Here is a 20,895-nt window from a genome sequence, read left to right as displayed (position 1 = left end):
AAAAAAAATTAAAATAAAAAAATGAAATTTAAATCAAAAGAAACAATAGGAATTATTTTTGCAATAATTGCTTACTTTTCGTTTTCAATCCTTGATGCAATTCAGAAAACTGCAGTTATTCATTACTCCATATTTCAATTATTATTTATCAAATATACTTTTGTGCTTTTGTTGAGCTTGATAGAAGCAAAAAGAGCTAACAATAATAATTTTTATAGATCTAATAATTTAAAACTTCAAATTATAAGAAGTCTACTATCTATTTTAGAATCTGGTTTTTTTGTTTTATCTTTTAAACACCTGTCTTTAGCAAACGCTCATAGCATAGGTGCACTAGCACCTATAATTATAGTTGTCTTATCTGTATTTATTTTAAATGAGAGAGTATCAATCAAAACTTGGATAGCAATCTTTATAGGTTTTATTGGAGTTTTAATAATTATTCGACCTGCATCTGATGTATTTAGTGTAAATTCTTTTATTCCATTGCTAGCAGCTTTTTTTCTGGGTCTGTATCAAATCGCAACAAAAAAAATAACTGAATATGATGCTCCTGAAGTATCCTTGTTCTACTCTTCTTTAGTTGGGATTGTTATAACCTCAATAATGGCATTTATTTTTTGGCAACCTGTTAATTTTAATTCTTTCTATTTCTTTGTGCCAATTGGTTTATTTTTTTCATTAGGTATATACTTCCAAATATTAGCACTTAAAAATGCAAGAGCTAGCATAATACAACCATTTCATTATACTTTAATTTTTTGGGCAATAATTTTTGGATTTTTCTTCTATGATGATGTTCCAGATTTATTTACTATTATAGGTGCAATAATAATTACAACTTCAGGAATATTTGTTATTAATCAAACATCAAAAAAATAAATTAAAAATTCTTATGACAAAAACACTTAAAGATAAAATTTCAGATAAATTAGTTAATGCTTTTCTTAATAATAAAATTATCTCTCCTATACCAAGTAGATTTACAAAAAAACTTACTGAGGCGGACAAATTTAGAAAATTATGTGAAAGCAAAATAAAAGATCCAACAATAGGTTTTAAAGCTGGTGGAACTGGCATTCCATTAATGAAAAAATTAAAAGAAAAAGAACCTTTTATTGCATCAGTTTTCAAAAAAAACTTAATAAAAAGTGGAAAGAAAGTAAAAATAAATAAATATGCTTTAGGGATTGAACTTGAAGTTTGTTATTTAATCAAAAAAACTTTTTTCACTTCAAAAGGTAAGTTGACAAATAGTAACGTCACTAAATATATTTCACACATGGCACCGTGTATAGAAGTAGTTGGATATAGGCAAAAAAGAAAAGGTATTACTTCTTTTGGTGATTTAAGTAGTGATTTTGGTGGAAATATTAAATTTTTAATAGGGCAAAAGAAAAAATTTAAAAAAATTAATATAGGAAATTTAAAAACGAATATTTCAAATAAAAAAGCTAAGCAAAGTGTAGATGGAAACAGTAATGCTGTTTACGTAAATCCAATAAATTCATTAAGATTTGTTTTAAATAAAGTTAAAAAAGATAAAATTAATTTAGACAAAGATTTTTATGTTTTTACAGGATCTACAGTTGGAGTTGTTCCAATAATTAAAAAAGGAATATATTCTGCTAAGATTGATAAACTTGGATCTGTAAAAGCGAATATAGTTTAAATTTCAGATCTTGCTCTTAAACGTTCGTAAATAAGTCTTGATTTAACTCCAAAGCTTAAAAATGGTTCAGGGGGTAACCAAGTTGGTTTATTTCTTTTTTCGATAGTCTCTATTTCTAAACTATTTTCACCAATTGCTTTAATTGCGATTTGTTCACCAAATAAAGATCCTACACCAATACCTGAACCGTTGTAACAACCAGCAGCAAATATATTGCTATCAATTTTTTCGAATATTTGAGAACTATTCCTTGTTCTTGATACTATTCCAGACCAAGATGATTTAATTATATCATTAGGTAATTGTGGAAATCTTTTTTGTATTCCAATTTTCTGATTTATAGATCTTTTTTGAAGGTTATGGTTTGACATACCAAATGGATTGTGGACTTCTGCTGTATTTCTTATCAAAATTCTTCTATCTTTTGTCATTCTAATTGTTGCGCCCATCGGCCTTACAGGTAGTACACCCCATTCTTTTGGTTCACCAATAGATTTAAATTCTTCATCAGATAATCTTCTTGTCATGCTCGCAGTTAATGTAATAGGAAAATTATAATTTGATTTTATCCCTAGTGATTTTAAGAAACCATTCGTAGCAAAAATAATATTTTTTGATTTAATTTTTCCATTTTTGAAATTACAAAAAATGAAATCTTTATTTTTAGTCCAATTTAATAAACAAGAATTTTCATACAAAAAAACATTAGTAGGAAGAGCATCAACCATTGCTCTAACTAATTTTCCTGGATGTATTAAAATACCACCCTTTGTGTAAAGTCCAATATTATAAAAACTAGTACTTAATTTTTCAGACAATTCTTTGTTTCCTAATAAACTGTGTTCAAATCCTAACTTTGATAATGTATTTGAAAAATTTTCTAAAATTTTTTTATCTTCAATTTTTGATGAAGCAAAATATTTACCACATTCATTCCAATCACAATCTACTTGATGTTCTTTAATAAATTTTTTTACTACATCTATTCCTAATGAATAAATATCAGCTTTCTTTTTGTAATTTTGCAGTTCTTTATTTGATGTAAAACCATCGTTCAAAGTTGTATCAACCAAATAACCAGAATTTCTTCCACTAGCACCCTCACCTGCTAGTTGAGCATCTACTAGTATAATTTTTAAATTTGAATTTATTTGAGCTAATTTTCTTGCAGCAGACAGACCTGTATAACCAGCTCCTATTATTAACCAATCACACTCATCGTTTGATAGAAGAGACTTGATGTTTGTTCTTGGATTAAGGTCATTAATCCAACTACAGCTATTATCGTTAGTCACTTCCATGAAGTGACTTTACGATAATTGATAAATTTTTAAAAGATTTTAAGAGTTTAACGAAGGTTGTTTCTTCATATCTGCTTTGTTGATACCAGCAACTCTTACCGGTTTCTTCATTGCATCTCTTCTAAATGGTTCTCCAAGCTCTTGGTTTAGAATTACTTCTATAAATGTTGTAATTCCTTTCTTTTGATCTTCACAAGATTGCTTGATTGCATTTGTTGTTTCTTCCATTGTTCTAACAGTTACACCTTTTAAACCACATGCATCAGCGACTTTAGCGTAACTCAATTCAGGGTCTAACTCAGTTCCAACAAAATTATTATCAAACCATAGAGTAGTATTTCTTTTCTCTGCACCCCATTGATAATTTCTAAAAATTACCATTGTTATTGCGGGCCATTCTTCCCTTGCACATGAACTCATTTCGTTCATACTAATTCCAAAAGCTCCATCACCAGCAAAACCAATTACCGGAGTATCAGGACAACCAATTTTTGCACCTAATATTGATGGAAATCCATATCCACAAGGTCCAAATAAACCTGGAGCTAAATATTTTCTTGGTTTTTCAAAAGTAGGATAAGCATTTCCTATTGCACAGTTATTTCCAATATCACTTGAAATAATTACGTCATCAGGCATACCAGATTGAATTGCTCTCCAAGCTTGTCTTGGTGACATTCTATCTGAATCTCTTTCTCTAGCTTCTTTATTCCAAACTGTTCCTTCATCATCATCTTCATGATCTAAACTTGAAAGTTTTTGTAACCATGCAGATTTTGTTTGGTGAATTAAATCTTTTCTAGCTTGCCTATCAGTATCTCCTGCGTTCGAAGATAGTTTTGCTAAAATTTGCTCTGCAACTAATTTTGCATCACCACTAATTCCAACTGTTACTTTTTTTGTTAAACCAATTCTATCAGGATTAATATCTACCTGTATGATGTTTGCATTTTTTGGCCAATAATCAATTCCATATCCTGGTAAAGTTGAAAATGGATTTAATCTTGTACCTAGTGCTAAAACAACATCGGCTTTTGAAATTAATTCCATTGCAGCTTTAGAACCATTGTAACCTAAAGGTCCTACTGCTAATGGGTGGCTTCCTGGAAAACTATCGTTATGTTGATAACCAGAACATACTGGTGCATCTAATTTTTCAGCAAGATTTTTAGTAGCATCAATAGCTCCACCAATAACAACACCAGCACCTGAAAGTATTACTGGAAATTTTGCATTAGATAACAAATCAGCAGCTTTAGAAACAGCGTCGTTACCTCCACCTTGTCTTTCTAATCTTACAATTGGTGGTAAATCTATATCAATAACTTGGCACCAATAATCTCTTGGAACGTTTATTTGTGCAGGGGCTGAGCCTCTTATAGCTTTTTCAATTACTCTATTTAGAACTTCTGCCATTCTTGAGGGATCTCTAACTTCTTCTTGATAACAAACCATATCTTTAAAGAGATTCATTTGTTCTACTTCTTGAAAACCTCCTTGACCCATAGTTTTGTTTGCAGCTTGTGGTGTTACCAACAATAGAGGAGTATGGTTCCAATATGCAGTTTTAATTGGAGTTACTAGTCCTGTAATTCCTGGTCCATTTTGTGCTATAACCATAGACATTTTACCTGTAGCTCTTGTGTAACCATCAGCAATTAAACCACCATTTGTTTCATGGGCTACATCCCAAAAAGTAATTCCTGCATCAGGAAAAATATCTGATATTGGCATAAAAGCAGAACCAATAATTCCAAAAGCGTGCTCGATACCATGCATTTGTAAAACTTTTACAAAAGCTTCTTCTGTTGTCATTTTTGTCATAAGACTAGAACCCCTCTAAAGTATAATTATTAAGAATTTATAAAATTCGTTTGTCAATTTTCGCGATTAATATATAAGATTTTCTAAATTTCAAACAAACAATTCGACACAACATTATGGCTACAGACATCATTATACACGACGAAAAAGACAACGTAGGAGTAGTTGTTATTGAAAAAATCACTCCGAAACAGGACTGTTCTTGCTGGATTATGGAAAATGACAAGACAGTTAACATTCAATCTGAAGATGAAATCCCTCTAGGACACAAAATTGCTATGAGCGATTTAAATGAAGGTGACACTATTATTAAATATGGTCATGATATTGGTAAAGTAGTCAAATCAATCAAAAAAGGTGAACACGTACATGTTCACAACGTTAAAACAAAGAAGTGGTAGTAATATGGAAATCCCAAAAAGTTTTTTAGGTTATAAAAGAGAAAATGGCAGAGCTGGAACAAGAAATCATGTAATCATTTTGCCTGTTGATGACATTTCAAATGCTTGTGCTGAAGCTGTCGCAAACAATATTAAAGGCACAATTGCGTTACCTCACTCGTATGGAAGATTGCAGTTTGGTGCTGATTTAGAATTACACTTTAGAACAATGATAGGTACAGCAAAAAATCCAAATGTTGCTGCTGCTATAATTATTGGTATTGAGCCTAAATGGACTAAAAGAATTGTTGATGAAGTAGCAAAAACTGGAAAACCTGTTGAAGGTTTTAGTATTGAGGGTGCTGGTGACATTGAAACAATCATGAAAGCTTCAAAAAAAGCTCAAGAATTTTCAATGTGGGCTTCTGAAAAACAAAGAGAAGAGTGTCCAATAAGTGATCTTTGGATTTCAGTAAAATGCGGAGAGTCTGACACTACTTCAGGTCTTGCATCTAATCCAACAGTTGGAAATTTAATGGATAAATTAGAGCCATTAGGAGTTCATTTATGTTTTGGTGAAACTTCAGAACTTACAGGTGCTGAAACTGTTTGTGAAAAAAGAGGTAAAACTCCAGAAGCACAAGAAAAGTTTAAAAAAACATGGAATGAATACAATGATTTCATTTTAAAAGAAGCAACAGATGATTTATCAGAAAGTCAACCCACTGCTGGAAATATTGCTGGAGGACTAACTACAATTGAAGAAAAAGCATTTGGTAATTTCCAAAAAATAGGATCAAGACAATTTGTAGATGTTCTAACACCTGCTGAAGAACCACAAAAAGGTCCAGGGTTATATTTTATGGATACTTCTTCAGCTGCAGCAGAATGTGTTACGTTACAAGCTGCAGGTGGTTTTAATATTCACTTATTCCCAACAGGACAGGGAAATATTATTGGAAACCCAATTGAACCAGTTGTAAAATTAACAGCCAATCCATTAACAGCAGTCAGCATGAAAGAACATATCGACTGCGATGTTTCTAAAATACTTTCTAGAGAAATGAATTTGGATCAAGCTGGTGATGAGCTAATTAAAGCAACTATTAGAACAGCTAATGGAAGGTTAACTTGTGCTGAAGCTTTAGGTCATAGAGAATTTGTAATGACTAAGCTTTACAGAAGTGCTTAATTAAAAATCCTACTTTATGGATAAAAATAAGTACCTGGTACTTTTACCTGGTATTATACTTGCGTTTGTTCTCTACACATTATCTCAAGGCTTTAATAATATTATTGGTATTGAATTATTAGGATACGAAAAAAGTCCTATATCCACTGCAATGATAGCTATCCTATCAGGAATGTTCTTTGGAAACATTTTTAAAATAAGAGAAAGTTTCAAAAGGGGTTTAGATTTTACTCAAAAAAATATTTTAAAACTTGGAATAATTTGTTTAGGGATTCAATTAAAACCTTTTGAGTTTCTTGAATTTGGTGCAATTGCTATTCCTTTAATTGTAATTTGTATTGTAAGTGTATTAGCAGTAATTAAACTTTTAATTAAAAAATTAAAAATCCCAACAAGAATGGCTTATTTAATATCAATTGGCAGTACAGTTTGTGGAACAACAGCAATCATGGCGACTGCACCTGTAATTGGTGCCAAAAAAAATGAGATATCTTACGCAATTGCAAACATCACTTTGTTTGGAATTCTTTCAATGTTGATCTACCCATACTTTGCAAATTTTTATTTTAATGGTGAGCCACTTCTAATCGGTTTGTTTTTAGGAACTTCTATACATGAAACAGCGCAAGTAGCAGCCGCAGGATTGATCTATGATCAGCAATTCAATAGTCCAGAGACTTTAAATGTAGCAACAGTTACTAAACTAATCAGAAATACTTTTTTGATTATAATGATACCATTATTTGCTTATCTTTATAACAGAGGACAAGCTAAAGAAAAAAAATACTCAATAATTGATATTTTTCCATATTTTGTTCTTGGATTTGTTGCAATGATTATTGTTCGAAATGTTGGTGATCAACTTTTTATTTCAAACAACAGTGAACTTTGGTTTAACACTGTGGATGGCATTAAGTCTTTTTCAAAAATATTCCTAACAATGGCAATGGCAGCAATTGGTATGTCTACCAATTTAAGAGATATAAAAGATATGGGGTATAAACCTTTTGTGGTAGGATTTATTGGAATGGCTACTGTTGGAATTGTTTGTTTGGGGACTATTGAGTTATATCTTTATTTATTCAATTAAGATTTCAACAAAATTTGTTTTTTAAGATTTGAAAAAAATCTTCTAATAAACGCTGCTGCTACACCTAAAAATATTGCAAACATAATTGAAAATAATCCATAAAAGAATGGCATCTCATTAGAAAAATCTAAAATAAATTGTGAGAAAAAATTTAAATCAGGAATTGCAGAAATGGTTGTCGAATTTGTATCATGATCTGCAAAAAATGAATCATAAGCAATAGCAATACCAACTGCTAAAATCAAAATAGCCATCAATGCTCTTAATCCGGAGCTATCAATTTTTTCTCCAAGTTTTTGTCCAATTTGAACACCAATTATAGATCCGATAACAAGTAGAAATACTAAAAGTAAATCAATTGAACCATAATTAAATGAATGTAAGAAAGTAACAATTACACTTACAAAAATAGTAACAAAAAGAGATGTTCCTGGAACAAGTTTAGTTGGCATCTTAATTATATATATCATTGCAGGCACTAATATAAATGCTCCACCTATTCCCATTATTGCAGCAATAAAACCGACTACTAAACCAATAACTATTGGGGTAAAAATACTTTCATATAATTTTGATTTTGGAAATCTCATTCTTAAAGGAAGACCATGGATCCAATAATGAACATGTAATTTTTTTTTAACTAAAACGTTTCTTTTAGCTTTATCTATTTCACCAAGACTTTCGACTAACATTAAAGATCCAATGATCGCTAAAATATACATGTAAGCTAAAGAGATTACGGTATCAATTTTTCCAATACCTTTAAAATAGGAAAAAGTAAAAATTCCTAATGAAGTTCCTATGGCACCGCCAATAACAATCATTAAACCCATTTTGTAATCCAAAGTGTTTTTTAGATAATGTGTTGTTGAACCAGAAACTGATGTAGCTAAGATATTGTTTGCTTCATTTGCAACTGCATATGCAGGAGGAATGCCTAAAAAAATTAAAAAAGGTGTCATTAAAAAACCACCTCCCACTCCAAATAATCCAGAAAGGACACCAACGATTGCGCTTAATATAAGAATTTCTATTGGATTAACAAAAACTTGAGCGATGGGTAAAAATACATCCATTTAAATAAATAAATTGTTCAAAAACAACTTAGTTAAAAGTAATAAAAGTTCCAACTATAATAACTCCCCAATAAGCAGCTAGACTTAAAAATATACCTGTTTTCATTAAAGAAATCTTTAAGCTTGTAAGTTTATTGAAAATTTTTACGTTGGAGATCTGCATTAAGTGCGTCAATACACCCAGAAAACAAATTGTCAAATATTATTTTAAAATTAGATAAATTTTTTCTAATAGATCGTAGCACCAAAAACTTTAACCATTTCATCTTCAACACCTAAAACTAACCTTCCCAAAAATTCTCCTGGTATTTCTTTGTTGGTTTGTTTTATTAGAACGGTTATATGCTCTCCTCTTCTAAGACACCCAAAAGGCTCAAACGTTTCGTGAAGATTAGTGATAAGCTTATTGTTAGCCCATTGTTTTCCAAGCTCTACTTCATTGGCTCCAAAGAGCATCTGAGTTGAAAAATCTCTAGTAAATCCACCATAATCTTTAAGGTTTGATGATTTTACCAAGTTGAACCAAATAGGTTTAGCCAACTCATATATTTCATCATCTTTTTTTGATAAAATATCCATTACTTGTCTAATTCTAATTAAAGTATCTTAAGAAGCTTTTTTCTTCTCGTTCTCATCCACGATGTGGTAGACAGGAACCTTTTCCATACTAAATTTACCAGTTTTTGGATCTCTTCTAGAAACTGTAAGACAATGCCAATTATCATCATCAAGTTTCATATGATCTCCTCTATAATAGTATCCTGGCCATCTAGTTTCTTCTCTAAATAAAGTATGTTCAGTTACACACTGAGATGTTAAAGCTCTATGTTTCAATTCCCAAGCTCTCATCAATTGGTGATAATCCTCAGCGCCAACATGCTCAAGATCTTCTTGAAGCCATTCAAGCAATTCAAGGCCTCTTTTCAACATATTGCCATTAGTCATATAATTAGATGTAATTCCACCTACATATTCATCCATAATCTTCTGTAGTCTTTGTAGACCTTGAATTGGTGATATATAGCTAGGAGAAACAGTTCCACCGGTGATTTCGTTTTGTGCAACAGTGAAGTTTTCAAGTGGTTTGTAGACCATAGCTTTGAAATCCTCACATTGTTTGTCTGAAACCTCAACCCCTTCAGCTTTTTTATCTTCGATATACTTAACAGCAGCTTTAGCAGCTAATCTACCTTCTGTGAAAGATCCAGATGAAAACTTATGAGCACTTCCACCCACAGTGTCTCCAGCACCAAATAAACCATCAATTGTAAGCATTCTGTTATAACCCCAGAAATATTCTGGTGGAGATAAATCTTCAGGACCGCTTACCCAAGCTCCTGAACAAGTAGCGTGTGAACCCATTACATAAGGTTCTGAAGTTGTTAATTCAGGATTCGTGTATTTAGGATCAATGTTTTGAGACGCCCATACTACAGCTTGACCAACAGTCATACCTAAGAAATTCTCCCAACCAACTGTTTCTAAATGTGGATCTTGGAAAGCTTCAGTTGTAACCATATGAATTGGTCCACCGCCAGCAGCAACTTCTTGAATGAAAGCATGATTTCTTAAACAAGTAGGTGTTGGGTGATGATCAATATATTCGCCAACTAACTCTTTGGTTTGATCATACCATTTCTTCTCATAATTTTCCCCATTAGCGTTCTGAGTATATGTTTTTAAGTGTAAGAAATAAGCTCCAACAGGACCATAACCATCTTTAAATCTACATAACACAATTCTATTTTCCATTTGTGTCATTTTAGCTCCAGCAGCAATCGGAAGAGCATATGCTGAACCGTTACTCCAAGGAGCGTACCAAGTTCTACCCATTCCTTCTCCAACCGCTCTTGGTTTGAAGATGTGAGAAGCACCACCAGCTGCAACTATTACTGCTTTTGCTCTAAAAACATGAAAATCACCTGTTCTCATGTTAAAGCCAACAGCTCCACCAATTCTATTATCTTGAGACTCATCCATAAGTAAATGAGTGATCATTATTCTATTATAAATTTTGTCAGCAGATTTTTTTGCTGCCTCAGCAACAATAGGTTTGTAACTTTCACCATGGATCATGATCTGCCATTTACCTTCTCTTAAATATCTTCCAGTTTGTTCATTTTTCATCATTGGAAGACCCCATTCATCAAACATATGAACAGTAGAGTCTACGTGTCTAGCCATGTCATAACCTAAATCTTCTCTAACCATTCCCATTAAGTCATTTCTTGCATATCTAACATGGTCCTCAGGTTGATTTTCTCCCCATTGCATTCCCATGTAACAATTGATTGCATAAAGACCTTGAGCAACAGCTCCACTTCTATCTATGTTTGCTTTTTCTACACAAACAATTTTCATATCTCTTCCCCAGTGTCTAGCTTCGAACGTAGCACCCGTTCCAGCCATACCACCACCCACAACTAATATATCGCAATCCTCGTAATGTGTCTTATGTCTAGCCATTAGTAGTAAACTCCTTTTTTAAACGACTCTTTTGGAACTGATGGTAACTCACCATCAATATTTAAACCTTCTGGCTCAGTATAAAGTCTTTGTGAATTAATCTCACCTTGGTTTGGTTTGTCACCTTCAGCAAGTTTTGGAATAAATTTACCCCATGGTTTTGTAGTAATTGGAGAAACAAAGTTTTTCTCTGTTCCATTTCTAAATTTGATCTTCCATGAGATTGTTCCTTTTTCTTCTTCTCTTCTAACTCTAACGCTATGACCCATAGGAGCAAAATCAGCATAACCTCTTACATCTATCGCATGATTTGGGCATGCTTTTACACATGAATAACATTCCCAACAAAAGTTAGGTTCAATATTTTTTGCACGTCTGATATTTTCATCTATGTGCATAATATCTGATGGGCAAATATCCACACAGTGACCACAGCCATCACATCTTGTCATGTATACGAAAGTTGACATAATTATTTATTCTCCTTTTTTAATTTCATCATATTAATAGTGTTTAGGTTGTTCTCTTTTAATACCTAAACCAAACTGTTCAGGCGCGTCAGCAGGAGGAGGTAAGTTGTCTCGTGAACCATCTGCTTCTGCTAAATTTTTTTGGATTGCTGCACCAGGTTTATAAAACATGTGTGCAAATTTAGACCAATAAACTCCTCCAAATAAAACTAAATTTGAAAGGACAAATAAAGTCAAAAATAAATAAGATAATCCTGCTTGACCATTAGATTGTGTGTAAGACCACAATAAACCAAAAGTCGAACAAGCTAATAAAGCTAAAACAAATAAATCAGCTTTAATAATTCTGTACCAAGGATGCGCTTCCGCAGATACATCTACTCTTAAAAAAAACCAAAACCAATAACCACCAACACATGTAAGTATTGCTCCTACATGCCAAATCATAGACCAAGTAGATGAAGTAGGTTTGTCAGCTCCTGTGTAGCAAAATACTAAAACTGCTGATGCAACCCAAAATAATATTGTTCCATACATTCCAAGAACATGTGCAAGTCTTCTTTTTCCAAATCCAAGTTCTGCAGTTGTGCCGATATCATAAACTGTTGTCTTTGCGATAATTGAAGCTCTTTCTCCTGAACTCAATTCCTTAACAGCATTAGCTTTTGCTTTTTTTGCATTATTAAAAAAATAAGTAACGTTTTTGTGAACAATCATTTGAATTATTGTTCCTGCTGCAATCAAAATTACCATAGCAATAATGAAGCTTTGCATTGCAAAAGGTGAAACTGTTTCAGCTAAAATTGAAAAAGGATTTGTAGATAACATAATTTTTAATTATTTTTAAAGTTAGTTTGAGATTTTCTAGTCTAGTTAAATAAAGAGTTCAACTAAAACTATTGGTCAATTTTGTCATTAATAACAACTTACGGTTTGCGTTTGTAATGTTGTTTATTAGGAATTACTGATCTTACCCCACCTTGGGGGTTATCAACGTCACCTTCTCTTCTTGGTATCAAGTGTATGTGACAATGCATTATAGATTGACCTGCAATTTTTCCAGCATTTGTGCCAACATTAAATCCTTTTACATTAACATCTTTTCTTGAAATTTCATTTTTAACTATTTGGATAAGATCATTGCATGCAATCAACTCATCATTAGTCATGTCAAAATAGTCTTTAATATGTCGCTTAGGAATTATTAAACAGTGATGATCAGAAACAGGATAAGAGTCGTAACTTGCATAAGCAAGATCATTTTCGTGAGCAATACCACTTTTTTTTGAATCGCAGAATAAACAAGGGTTGTTAGGATCTCTCATATTTAAATTAGAGTATTATATATTTTTCTAAGTTTTTTAAAGGAAACATTATTTTGACTTTGCCATTTTAATTCATCAATTTTTGATACTGATGTAACTCCCTTACCTGATCCAATAAGAATTATTTCTTCATAATCATTAATTTCTTTAATTGATACATCTTTAAAATTAATTTTAACTTTTTTACTTATGAACTTAAGTGTGTTTCCAAAATAACAATTTTTTTTTGGAGAAAATATTTTTCCATTTTTAACAAAAACTAAATTTGAAGTACCAGTTTCTAAAATTTTATTGTTTGCAACTAAAGCAATATCAAATTTAGATGAGTCAATCTTACTAAGTTTTGCTAAAATTTTTTTATAATAAAGATTTTTATAATTTGGTTCAATTCTTTTATATTTAAATAATAAAAGACTAAATTTTTTTTTAAGTTTTGGTCTTTGTCTTATAGATACAGATATTAGTTTTTTATTTAAAGCAATTCGAAATAAATTGTCAGGACCTTTATAGAGTGTATTTTTCTTAATTAGATCTAAAATAATATTCTTTAAGTTTTTTTTTCTAATTCCATATTTTTTTGTAGATTTAATTAAGTTTTCGATATGTGGTTTTAACAATATTAACTTTGAAGGTTTTCCAACCATTCGCATTGTTGTAAATACACCTCTGGACCCCCAAAGATCTTTAAAAGAAACTTCTTTAAGATTACTTAATTGATAAGATTTTTTTAATAAGAGTGTTACCATTGATTGTTAAAAATGATTCTGGGTGAAATTGAAATCCATAAACTTTATCAGCGTTATTTTCTATAGACATTGCAGAACCTGAGATAGCACATCTCATAGTTATATCAAAATTTTTAGCCTTAAAAGGCTCTCTTAATTTTAATGAATGATATCTTCCTACTTTAAAAATTTGACCTTTTTTAAATAACTTACTCTGTTTATTCACTATGACATTGGATTGAAAACCATGATAAATTTTATTTTGTTCAACTATTTTTCCTCCTTCAGAAAATAAGATTTGTTGAAATCCCAAACAAATTCCTAGTATTTTTTTTTTTCCTTTAAATTTTTTATAAATTTTAGTTGTTAAAGGATAATCTTTTGGTGAACCTGGCCCTGGTGATAGTACTATTGTTGAAGCTTTGTGAAGTTTAGAATAATTAATTTCATTAAAATCACTGCACTCAACTTCATCATATATAGAAAGTTGATGTACTACATTATGAGTAAAAGAATCTTTATGATCAATCACATAAATCATTTAAATAAATCTATTAATGCTTTTGCCTTTATATAATTTTCATTGAATTCATGTTTGGCATTACTATCCACAACAACTCCAGAGGCTACGGAAATTTCTGATGTATTTTTATAATTTAAAATTGATCTAATAATAATATTAAATCTCATATCTCCATTAAATTTCATATAACCAAAACTTCCTGTGTAAATGTTTCTATTTTCTTTTTCTTGATTATTTAAAAGATTTAGAGTGCTTATTTTAGGACAACCTATTACTGAACCTCCAGGCATCATGGCTTTAATTATATCAATATTTTTAACACTCTTCTTTAATATTCCTTTAATTAAAGTAACATAGTGATAAAGATCCTTATACTCTTCAACAGTTTTCTCTTTGATAATTTTTACACTTCCTGGATTACAAATTTTTGAAAGATCACTTCTTTCCATATCTACAATCATATTATGTTCTTTGGTTTCTTTAATATTTCTTCTAAAAAAACTTAACGCTTTAGTTTTATTAAGATTTTTATTTTTTCTAAGTGTTCCAGCAATAGGTTTTGTTAAAATATTTAGTCCTTTTTTATCTATTAATGTTTCAGGTGAGCAACTTACTATAGAGTAATTTTTATCTCTTATCATAAAAGCTTCTGGGGACGCATTAACTTTCATTAATTTCCAAAAAAAGTTGATAGGATCTATATCTGATTTATTTTTGTATTTAGTGCAAATTTTAATTTGGTAAGTTTCCCCTTGTCTAATTTTTTTTGAAAAAACATTAAAAATTTTTTCATATTTTTTGAAATCAATATTTAATTTAAAAGGTGATAATATTTTTGTAGCTTTAAAGCTGCTGTTAAACCTTTGTTTTTTAATTTTAGAAAATATTGAAATTTTTTTTCTAATTTTTATTACTGTTTCAGGTTTATAAAACGCACCTTTATAAAAATTTAACTTTTTTTGTTTTTTAATTTTTAATCCAAGCAAATTGCATAAAATTTCATAGCCAAAAAAACCTATAAACATATCCGTTTCTGATTTTTTTTTTGATTTATTAAAATTGTTTAAAAAATTATTAATATTTTTATTTGTTAAAATAATCTTTTTAGAAAAATCAGTATAAATATTATACCCTCCACTTACCTTGTAGATAATCATGGGTTTATCTGATTGATAAAGATCCTCTAAATAAGGATTAAATTTATGCCGGTTGAGTTCTTTCAATTGCTTTTTCATTAATAGGCAAATGTATCAAACCTGCAAAAATTGATAATGCGATAGATCCGTACCATGCATAATCAAAATTTCCTGTAAGTTCATAAAAAACTCCACTTAAATATGCTCCTAAAAATGATCCAAATTGATGACTCACAAACACGATACCATAAAGCATTCCCACATACTTTGTTCCAAATATATGAGCAACTATCCCATTGGTTGGTGGAACGGTAGAAAGCCACAAGAAACCAAACGTAATACCAAATATTATTGAATTAATTACACTTGGGGGAAAAGAAATAAAAACAATTATAGAGACACCTCTTAATAAATAAATTGCACTCAATAAATATTTTTTACTATATTTTGTTGCCAGATAACCACTCACAATAGTTCCTACCATATTAAAAAGTCCTATTAATGAAAGAACAGTTGTTGCACACCAGTCAGGCAAACCTTTGTCTACCATATAAGTTGGTATATGTGTTGCCACTAGTGCTATGTGCCATCCACATACAAAAAATCCTAAAGTTAAATAAATAAAACTTTTATTATTAAGTGCTTCTTTCAAAGCCTCTCTCGCAGTTTGATTGTTATTATCTTTAACGCCAACCAGAGTTTTTGGAGTACTAACAAACAAAGAAATGATTAATCCTAGTCCCAATAAAAAACAGAAGTAAAGCATCGTGCTCTCCCAACCATTTTCAACAAGAGAATAACTTACAATTAAAGGTGAAACAAAATAACCAAAAGAACCTGCGCTTGTGACTATTCCTGTGGCCATTGTCCTTCTAGATGCTGGATAATGTTTAGCTACAACAGAAACAGGTATACTGATTGCTGTAGATCCTAAGCCTACACCTATTAAAATACCTATTGTATAAATAAAATTAACACCAGTATTAAAACCCAAATAAAAAAGAAAAACTCCTAGTAAATAAAAAAAGAAACCAATGAAAATTGCAATATTACCTCCATACTTATCTGTAATTACTCCAAACAGAGGATTGAAAGCACCCCATAAAAATAATTGTAAACCCATTGCAAAACCAAATTGAGAAATAGTGATGTCTAGATCTGTTGAAAAATCAAAATAAAACAAACCAAATGTTTGTCTAATTCCAAGAGATATAATTACAACTAAACAACATGCAATTAGGGTGACCATTGCTGTTTTAGTTGGAAAAAAATTATTCACAATTTACTTTAAGTGTCTCATTGACTGCTTAATATCAGCAATAAGGTCGTTTGGATCTTCTAAACCGATGTGTAATCTAACTATGTACTCATTTTTTGCTAATTTAAGATAACTTCTATTTCCTTGTTCTCTAACATTTTGATGCAATGCCAAACTCTCAAAACCTCCCCAACTGTAACCATGACCAAATAATTTTAAATTATTTACAAATTTAACAACTGCTTTTTCACTTTTAGCTTTAATTCTTAAGCCCATTAAACCTGAAGCACCTGAATAATATTTCTTCCACATTCTAAAATTGTAAGAATCTTTTTTGTAAGGATACAATAATTTTATATTTTTAAATTTAGATAAAAATTCTGCTACTTTTTTTGCATTTTCTCTATGTCTATCTAATCTTACATCTAAAGTTCTTAATCCTCTTGTAATTAAATAAGCATCATCAGGTCCTAATCTTAAACCTGTAACTCTTTCAGTTGCTTTAACTTTAGGAAAAACTTTTTTATTTACTGCTAGACTTCCACCCATTACATCAGAGTGACCTGAGTAATATTTTGTTGCTGAAACGATTGCCATATCAAAACCAAGTTTAATAGGTTTTAAAAAATATGGAGTTCCCCATGTATTATCAATTGCTGTTAAAATTTTATGTTTTTTTGCAATGGAGACAATCTTCCCTAAATCTTGAAAATCAAAAGTGTTACTTCCTGGGTTTTCCACAAAAATTAATTTTGTTTTTTTGGTAATTGCTTTTTCTAGTGTTTTAAGATCATGTGGATCATAAAAAGTTGTTTTAATATTAAATTCTTTTAAAAAATCTTGTGTCAAAAGTCTTGTTGGACTGTAAACTGGGTCAGCTGCAATAATTTCATCACCAGGTCTTGTAACACTGAAGATTGCAAGGAATACCGCTCCAAACCCAGTAGGTGTTAAAAAAGTAAAATAACTGTCTTCAAGTTTAGATAAAATTTGCTGCAAAATATGAGTCGTAGAAGTTCCTTGTCTGCCATAATCAAAATGTCCACCTGTTGGGTTTTTTTTTGCCTTGTCTTGAGTTTTTCTAATATCTTGCATCGATTTGAAAATAATCGTTGATGCTCGTACAATTGGTGGATTAACAGACTGATTATGAAAGTCTTTCGCTGTATGTTTTAGAAATGTTTTAAAAGAATTACTCATAATAAAATTTGATATGTTTAAAAGACAATGCTATATCCCGTAAAAAACGTCAATAAATTAATAAATAGGACTAAATGAGTTATCCGAAGAAACATAGGGGTCGAAGAAAACAAGGCTCCAAAAAAAGAAGAGCAAAAAGAAAAAATAAGAAGAAATAATTCTTTTATTCTTTAATCCAACCACCGCCAAGAACTCTATGACCAAATTGGTCTTTGCTATAGAATACGCATGCCTGTCCTGGAGATATTCCATCCTCAGGATTTAATAGATGAACATTTGCAGTATTATTATCTTTTAAATCTACTTTTGCCTCAAGAAGACTACCTGTTGATCTAACCTTTACAAATATATTTTGATCAAGATCTTTTTTATCAGTTAATAAATTTAAATCTTTTAAAGATATTTCTTTTTTTCCAAGGTTTTCTTTAGGCCCTACTATAATTTCATTTTTATCTGAATTTATTTTTAAAACATATAAAGCTTCTTTATCTGAAACCTTGATTCCCTTTCTTTGTCCAATTGTAAAATTAATAATACCATCATGAACACCGATTACTTTTCCATCTAAATTTTTAATATTACCTTTTTGAAAAGAGTCTGGTCTAAATTTTCTAATTACTGATGCATAATCTCCATTAGGGACAAAACAAATATCCTGACTGTCTGGTTTATCTGCTACATTTAAGTCTAATTCTTTAGCAATTTCTCTTGTTTTATCTTTTAACATTCCACCTAATGGAAATCTCAAATAATCTAATTGCTCTCTAGTTGTGTTGAATAGAAAATAACTTTGATCTCTATTTTCATCAATTGCTCTATACATATTATTGGTGTTGTTTGATGTAATATTTTTTACATAATGCCCTGTAACTAATGCATCTGCTTTAAGATCTTTTGAAACTTCAAATAAATCTTTAAACTTTACTGTTTGATTACATTGAACACATGGAATTGGGGTTTCACCTTTTAAATAACTATCTACAAAGTTATCTATTACCCCTTGCTTGAATTTATCTTGATAGTATAAAATTTTATGCTCAATACCTAATTTGTGAGCAACACGTTTTGCATCCATTATATCTTGACCTGAACAACACTGTTTAGATTGCGCTACTTCTTTTCCATCATCATAAAGTTTAAGAGTTATTCCAATAACTTTGTAACCCTCATTTTTCATAATCCCAGCTACAGTTGACGAGTCTACCCCACCAGACATTGCAACTACGACAGTTGTATCTTCAGGTTTTTTGTCAATTCCGATAGAGTTTAATTCTTTATTCATTAGGTGGTATTTATACTGATTTACAATATAAGTTAAATTAAATGATTTTAGATTATGAACCAGGCGACAAAGTCACTAATCCTGAGAATAAAGATTGGGGTATTGGACAAGTACAATCAATCATAAAAGATAAGGTTACTGTCAATTTTGAAAATGCAGGTAAAAAAGTAATAAATGCAAAAAATATAGAATTAAAAAAAATTGGTAAATAAAAAATGGACTTACAAAAAATTATTGAGGATTTAGTTGATACTTTTTTATCAGCAGGAGACTTGTCTCTTCAGCTTAGAGAAAAAGGATTAAGTAAAGAAATTAAATCTGACAATACACCGGTTAGTAATGGTGACATTGAAGTAAATAATTTTATTTCTTCTCAAATATCAAAAGTAACACCCGATATTCCAATTATTTCAGAAGAAACTTCTGAAAACAAAGATAACTCTAAATTAAAAGATTTTTGGTTGGTGGATCCTATTGATGGAACCTATGATTACATAAACAATTTAGAGGAATTTACTATTAATGCAGGTTTAATTATTAACAATAAACCTGTTGCAGGTTTAATAAATGCACCTGCTAAAAAAAGAATGTTTTATTCGTATGGGAGAGGTAAATCTTTTGAGTTTACTAATGAAAAAACAATAAACCTTTCTGAGTTACCATCTAAAAGAACAGAGCCGCTTAATTTCATTTCTTACAGCAATAAAATTAAACCTGAGATACAAAAAATTTATGATGAAATAGGTGTGAAAGAACACACAAGAATGAAAAGTTCTTTAAAATTTTGCGTTGTTGCTGCATGTGAATTTGATGGTTATGTTGCTGAGCCTAGAGCTTTCGAGTGGGATATTGCTGCAGGACATGCAATTTTAGAAAATGCAGGAGGAACTGTTAGAGACTTTGATGGTAATGAAATTTTATATGGTAAGAAAGATTTAAAAAATCCAAGTTTAATTTTGAAAAGTAAAAATATAATTTAATGGATGAGCAATTAAGAATTATTTTAATTATAATAGTATCAGTCTCAATTTTTGGATTACTAGTTTTTGTTTTTGTTAAAAATTATATTAGAAACAAAATAAATCATCTTGTTGATGAAGAGAAAAAAAGAAAATTAAAGTAATTTAATTATTTTTTCATATTCGTTTTTATCAATATCCATTACTTTTTTTGATGTTTCAAAATCAAATCCATTCCTTGCTAATAAAGAAATATCTTTTTTATAAAACAAAGTTCTATTATCTTCTGCTCTTGAAGGTCCTATTCTCTTTTTTTTACATAATTTTATAGCTGAAAAGAAATCCTGATCAGAATTATCTTCTTTTATTTTATCAACTGTATCCTTGATAAAACCATCATCTATTCCTTTTCCCATTAAAAAATTTCTAATTTTATTTATCGAATTTCCTCTTTGGATCATGCTCTTCGCTTTGCTTTCTGAATAAAATTTATCGTTAATAAATTTATTTTTTTCTAGATCAGACAAAACAATATCAATTAATTTGTTTACATCTTTTTTCCTTGTATCTGTCGCAGAAAGTTTCATATATTTTTTTAATAAATACGTTTTAAGCTGTTGTTTTGAAGGTGCATATTTTTCAACATAGGCAAACGCAAAATTCCTCATTTCATCGACAGTAACTTGAAGTGTTTTTCTCTTATTTCTTATAGGAATCATCGTTAGATTTTATATAATATAAACATGATCGAACAAATTTATAACTATTTCACAATTGATGTGCTGTATATGTGGATCAATTTAGGAGTTATACCTTTTTGGTTCATATTAATTGTATTTCCCCAGTCTCATTTGAGTAGATATGTAGTAACCACTATATTTCCATTTCTATTATTAGGCGGGGTTTATATTTATATTTTATATAGATCTTTCATCGTTGGTTATGACTTCGATGCTAATTTTAGTTTGTACCTTGGTTTGGTTGAGTTATCTCGGCTATTTGAAGACAATCTATAC

General features: G+C 30.3%; 24 protein-coding genes. 9 read left to right on the top strand and 15 right to left on the bottom strand.

Going from position 1 to position 20,895, the window contains the following annotated elements:
* Nucleotides 1-21: 21 nt before the first annotated feature.
* Nucleotides 22-882, top strand: coding sequence for a DMT family transporter (locus AMN99_RS04425; RefSeq protein ID WP_075506617.1), 861 nt, complete (start codon nucleotides 22-24; stop codon nucleotides 880-882).
* Nucleotides 883-895: 13 nt separating this feature from the next.
* On the top strand, nucleotides 896-1,672 hold the full coding sequence (locus AMN99_RS04420) for a fumarylacetoacetate hydrolase (protein WP_075506704.1): 777 nt from the start codon (nucleotides 896-898) through the stop codon (nucleotides 1,670-1,672).
* On the opposite strand, the gene AMN99_RS04415 is transcribed toward AMN99_RS04420, so the two are convergent.
* On the bottom strand, nucleotides 1,669-2,973 hold the full coding sequence (locus AMN99_RS04415) for an NAD(P)/FAD-dependent oxidoreductase (RefSeq protein ID WP_075506616.1): 1,305 nt from the start codon (nucleotides 2,971-2,973) through the stop codon (nucleotides 1,669-1,671). The two genes, AMN99_RS04420 and AMN99_RS04415, sit on opposite strands and share 4 nt — an antisense overlap.
* A 39-nt stretch (nucleotides 2,974-3,012) precedes the next feature.
* Nucleotides 3,013-4,797 (bottom strand): sulfoacetaldehyde acetyltransferase, encoded by a 1,785-nt coding sequence (gene xsc / locus AMN99_RS04410; protein WP_075506615.1) that lies wholly within the window; start codon nucleotides 4,795-4,797, stop codon nucleotides 3,013-3,015.
* 116 nt (nucleotides 4,798-4,913) lie between these two features.
* On the opposite strand from xsc, the gene AMN99_RS04405 reads away from it, so the two are divergent.
* From AMN99_RS04405 to AMN99_RS04395, 3 genes are read left to right on the top strand one after another with little or no spacing between them, the layout of a single operon-like run.
* Complete coding sequence (locus AMN99_RS04405) at nucleotides 4,914-5,198, top strand: UxaA family hydrolase (RefSeq protein WP_075506614.1); 285 nt, start codon at nucleotides 4,914-4,916, stop codon at nucleotides 5,196-5,198.
* Between the two features lie 4 nt (nucleotides 5,199-5,202).
* Nucleotides 5,203-6,369: a UxaA family hydrolase gene (locus AMN99_RS04400; RefSeq protein WP_075506613.1), complete on the top strand. Its 1,167-nt coding sequence runs from the start codon at nucleotides 5,203-5,205 to the stop codon at nucleotides 6,367-6,369.
* Nucleotides 6,370-6,385: 16 nt separating this feature from the next.
* Nucleotides 6,386-7,459 carry a YeiH family protein gene (locus AMN99_RS04395; protein WP_075506612.1) on the top strand — a complete coding sequence of 358 codons (1,074 nt, stop codon included), beginning with the start codon at nucleotides 6,386-6,388 and terminating at the stop codon, nucleotides 7,457-7,459.
* On the opposite strand, the gene AMN99_RS04390 is transcribed toward AMN99_RS04395, so the two are convergent.
* The 12 genes from AMN99_RS04390 to mnmA all read right to left on the bottom strand — a co-directional run bounded on the left by AMN99_RS04390 (nucleotide 7,456) and on the right by mnmA (nucleotide 18,920).
* The gene (locus AMN99_RS04390) at nucleotides 7,456-8,535 is read right to left on the bottom strand and encodes a sulfite exporter TauE/SafE family protein (RefSeq protein WP_075506611.1); all 1,080 of its coding nucleotides are present in this window, start codon (nucleotides 8,533-8,535) and stop codon (nucleotides 7,456-7,458) included. The genes AMN99_RS04395 and AMN99_RS04390 overlap by 4 nt on opposite strands.
* A gap of 228 nt (nucleotides 8,536-8,763) precedes the next feature.
* Entirely contained in the window at nucleotides 8,764-9,114 is a 351-nt protein-coding gene (locus AMN99_RS04385) for a hypothetical protein (protein WP_075506610.1), read from the bottom strand.
* Nucleotides 9,115-9,141: 27 nt separating this feature from the next.
* The gene (gene aprA, locus AMN99_RS04380) at nucleotides 9,142-11,001 is read right to left on the bottom strand and encodes an adenylyl-sulfate reductase subunit alpha (protein WP_075506609.1); all 1,860 of its coding nucleotides are present in this window, start codon (nucleotides 10,999-11,001) and stop codon (nucleotides 9,142-9,144) included.
* Nucleotides 11,001-11,471, bottom strand: coding sequence for an adenylyl-sulfate reductase subunit beta (gene aprB / locus AMN99_RS04375; protein WP_075506608.1), 471 nt, complete (start codon nucleotides 11,469-11,471; stop codon nucleotides 11,001-11,003). Before aprB ends, aprA begins: the two co-directional genes overlap by 1 nt.
* Nucleotides 11,472-11,504: 33 nt before the next feature.
* Nucleotides 11,505-12,299, bottom strand: coding sequence for an adenylyl-sulfate reductase (locus AMN99_RS04370; RefSeq protein WP_075506607.1), 795 nt, complete (start codon nucleotides 12,297-12,299; stop codon nucleotides 11,505-11,507).
* Between the two features lie 98 nt (nucleotides 12,300-12,397).
* Nucleotides 12,398-12,796, bottom strand: a complete 399-nt coding sequence (locus AMN99_RS04365; protein WP_075506606.1) for an HIT family protein — start codon at nucleotides 12,794-12,796, stop codon at nucleotides 12,398-12,400.
* Between the two features lie 2 nt (nucleotides 12,797-12,798).
* Nucleotides 12,799-13,542 (bottom strand): aminotransferase class IV, encoded by a 744-nt coding sequence (locus AMN99_RS04360; RefSeq protein WP_075506605.1) that lies wholly within the window; start codon nucleotides 13,540-13,542, stop codon nucleotides 12,799-12,801.
* Nucleotides 13,502-14,062 (bottom strand): aminodeoxychorismate/anthranilate synthase component II, encoded by a 561-nt coding sequence (locus AMN99_RS04355; RefSeq protein ID WP_075506604.1) that lies wholly within the window; start codon nucleotides 14,060-14,062, stop codon nucleotides 13,502-13,504. Before AMN99_RS04355 ends, AMN99_RS04360 begins: the two co-directional genes overlap by 41 nt.
* A complete protein-coding gene (locus AMN99_RS04350) occupies nucleotides 14,059-15,279 on the bottom strand; it encodes a chorismate-binding protein (protein ID WP_075506603.1) in 1,221 nt (406 codons plus the stop codon). The genes AMN99_RS04355 and AMN99_RS04350 overlap by 4 nt, the downstream gene beginning before the upstream one ends.
* Nucleotides 15,245-16,459: an MFS transporter gene (locus AMN99_RS04345; RefSeq protein WP_256998110.1), complete on the bottom strand. Its 1,215-nt coding sequence runs from the start codon at nucleotides 16,457-16,459 to the stop codon at nucleotides 15,245-15,247. Before AMN99_RS04345 ends, AMN99_RS04350 begins: the two co-directional genes overlap by 35 nt.
* 3 nt (nucleotides 16,460-16,462) lie before the next feature.
* Nucleotides 16,463-17,638, bottom strand: coding sequence for a trans-sulfuration enzyme family protein (locus AMN99_RS04340; RefSeq protein ID WP_075506602.1), 1,176 nt, complete (start codon nucleotides 17,636-17,638; stop codon nucleotides 16,463-16,465).
* Nucleotides 17,639-17,801: 163 nt separating this feature from the next.
* Nucleotides 17,802-18,920, bottom strand: a complete 1,119-nt coding sequence (gene mnmA / locus AMN99_RS04335; protein WP_075506601.1) for a tRNA 2-thiouridine(34) synthase MnmA — start codon at nucleotides 18,918-18,920, stop codon at nucleotides 17,802-17,804.
* Between the two features lie 41 nt (nucleotides 18,921-18,961).
* Here mnmA and AMN99_RS04330 point away from each other — a divergent pair, with 41 nt between their 5' ends.
* The 3 genes from AMN99_RS04330 to AMN99_RS05790 are packed head-to-tail and all read left to right on the top strand — an operon-like array spanning nucleotide 18,962 to nucleotide 20,043.
* Nucleotides 18,962-19,132 (top strand): DUF3553 domain-containing protein, encoded by a 171-nt coding sequence (locus AMN99_RS04330; RefSeq protein WP_075506600.1) that lies wholly within the window; start codon nucleotides 18,962-18,964, stop codon nucleotides 19,130-19,132.
* A 3-nt stretch (nucleotides 19,133-19,135) separates the two neighbouring features.
* A complete protein-coding gene (locus AMN99_RS04325; protein WP_075506599.1) occupies nucleotides 19,136-19,900 on the top strand; it encodes a 3'(2'),5'-bisphosphate nucleotidase CysQ family protein in 765 nt (254 codons plus the stop codon).
* Complete coding sequence (locus AMN99_RS05790) at nucleotides 19,900-20,043, top strand: hypothetical protein (RefSeq protein ID WP_179850440.1); 144 nt, start codon at nucleotides 19,900-19,902, stop codon at nucleotides 20,041-20,043. Before AMN99_RS04325 ends, AMN99_RS05790 begins: the two co-directional genes overlap by 1 nt.
* On the opposite strand, the gene AMN99_RS04320 is transcribed toward AMN99_RS05790, so the two are convergent.
* Nucleotides 20,035-20,598 carry a regulatory protein RecX gene (locus AMN99_RS04320; protein WP_075506598.1) on the bottom strand — a complete coding sequence of 188 codons (564 nt, stop codon included), beginning with the start codon at nucleotides 20,596-20,598 and terminating at the stop codon, nucleotides 20,035-20,037. The two genes, AMN99_RS05790 and AMN99_RS04320, sit on opposite strands and share 9 nt — an antisense overlap.
* A 24-nt stretch (nucleotides 20,599-20,622) precedes the next feature.
* Here AMN99_RS04320 and AMN99_RS04315 point away from each other — a divergent pair.
* A partial coding sequence (locus AMN99_RS04315) for an abscisic acid-deficient protein Aba4 family protein (RefSeq protein WP_256998109.1) occupies nucleotides 20,623-20,895 on the top strand: 273 nt, incomplete at its 3' end.

The organism is Candidatus Pelagibacter communis (assembly GCF_001180225.1).
In the GTDB taxonomy this organism is placed as follows: domain Bacteria; phylum Pseudomonadota; class Alphaproteobacteria; order Pelagibacterales; family Pelagibacteraceae; genus Pelagibacter; species Pelagibacter ubique_D.
This window is presented reverse-complemented; position numbering and strand designations above follow the sequence as displayed.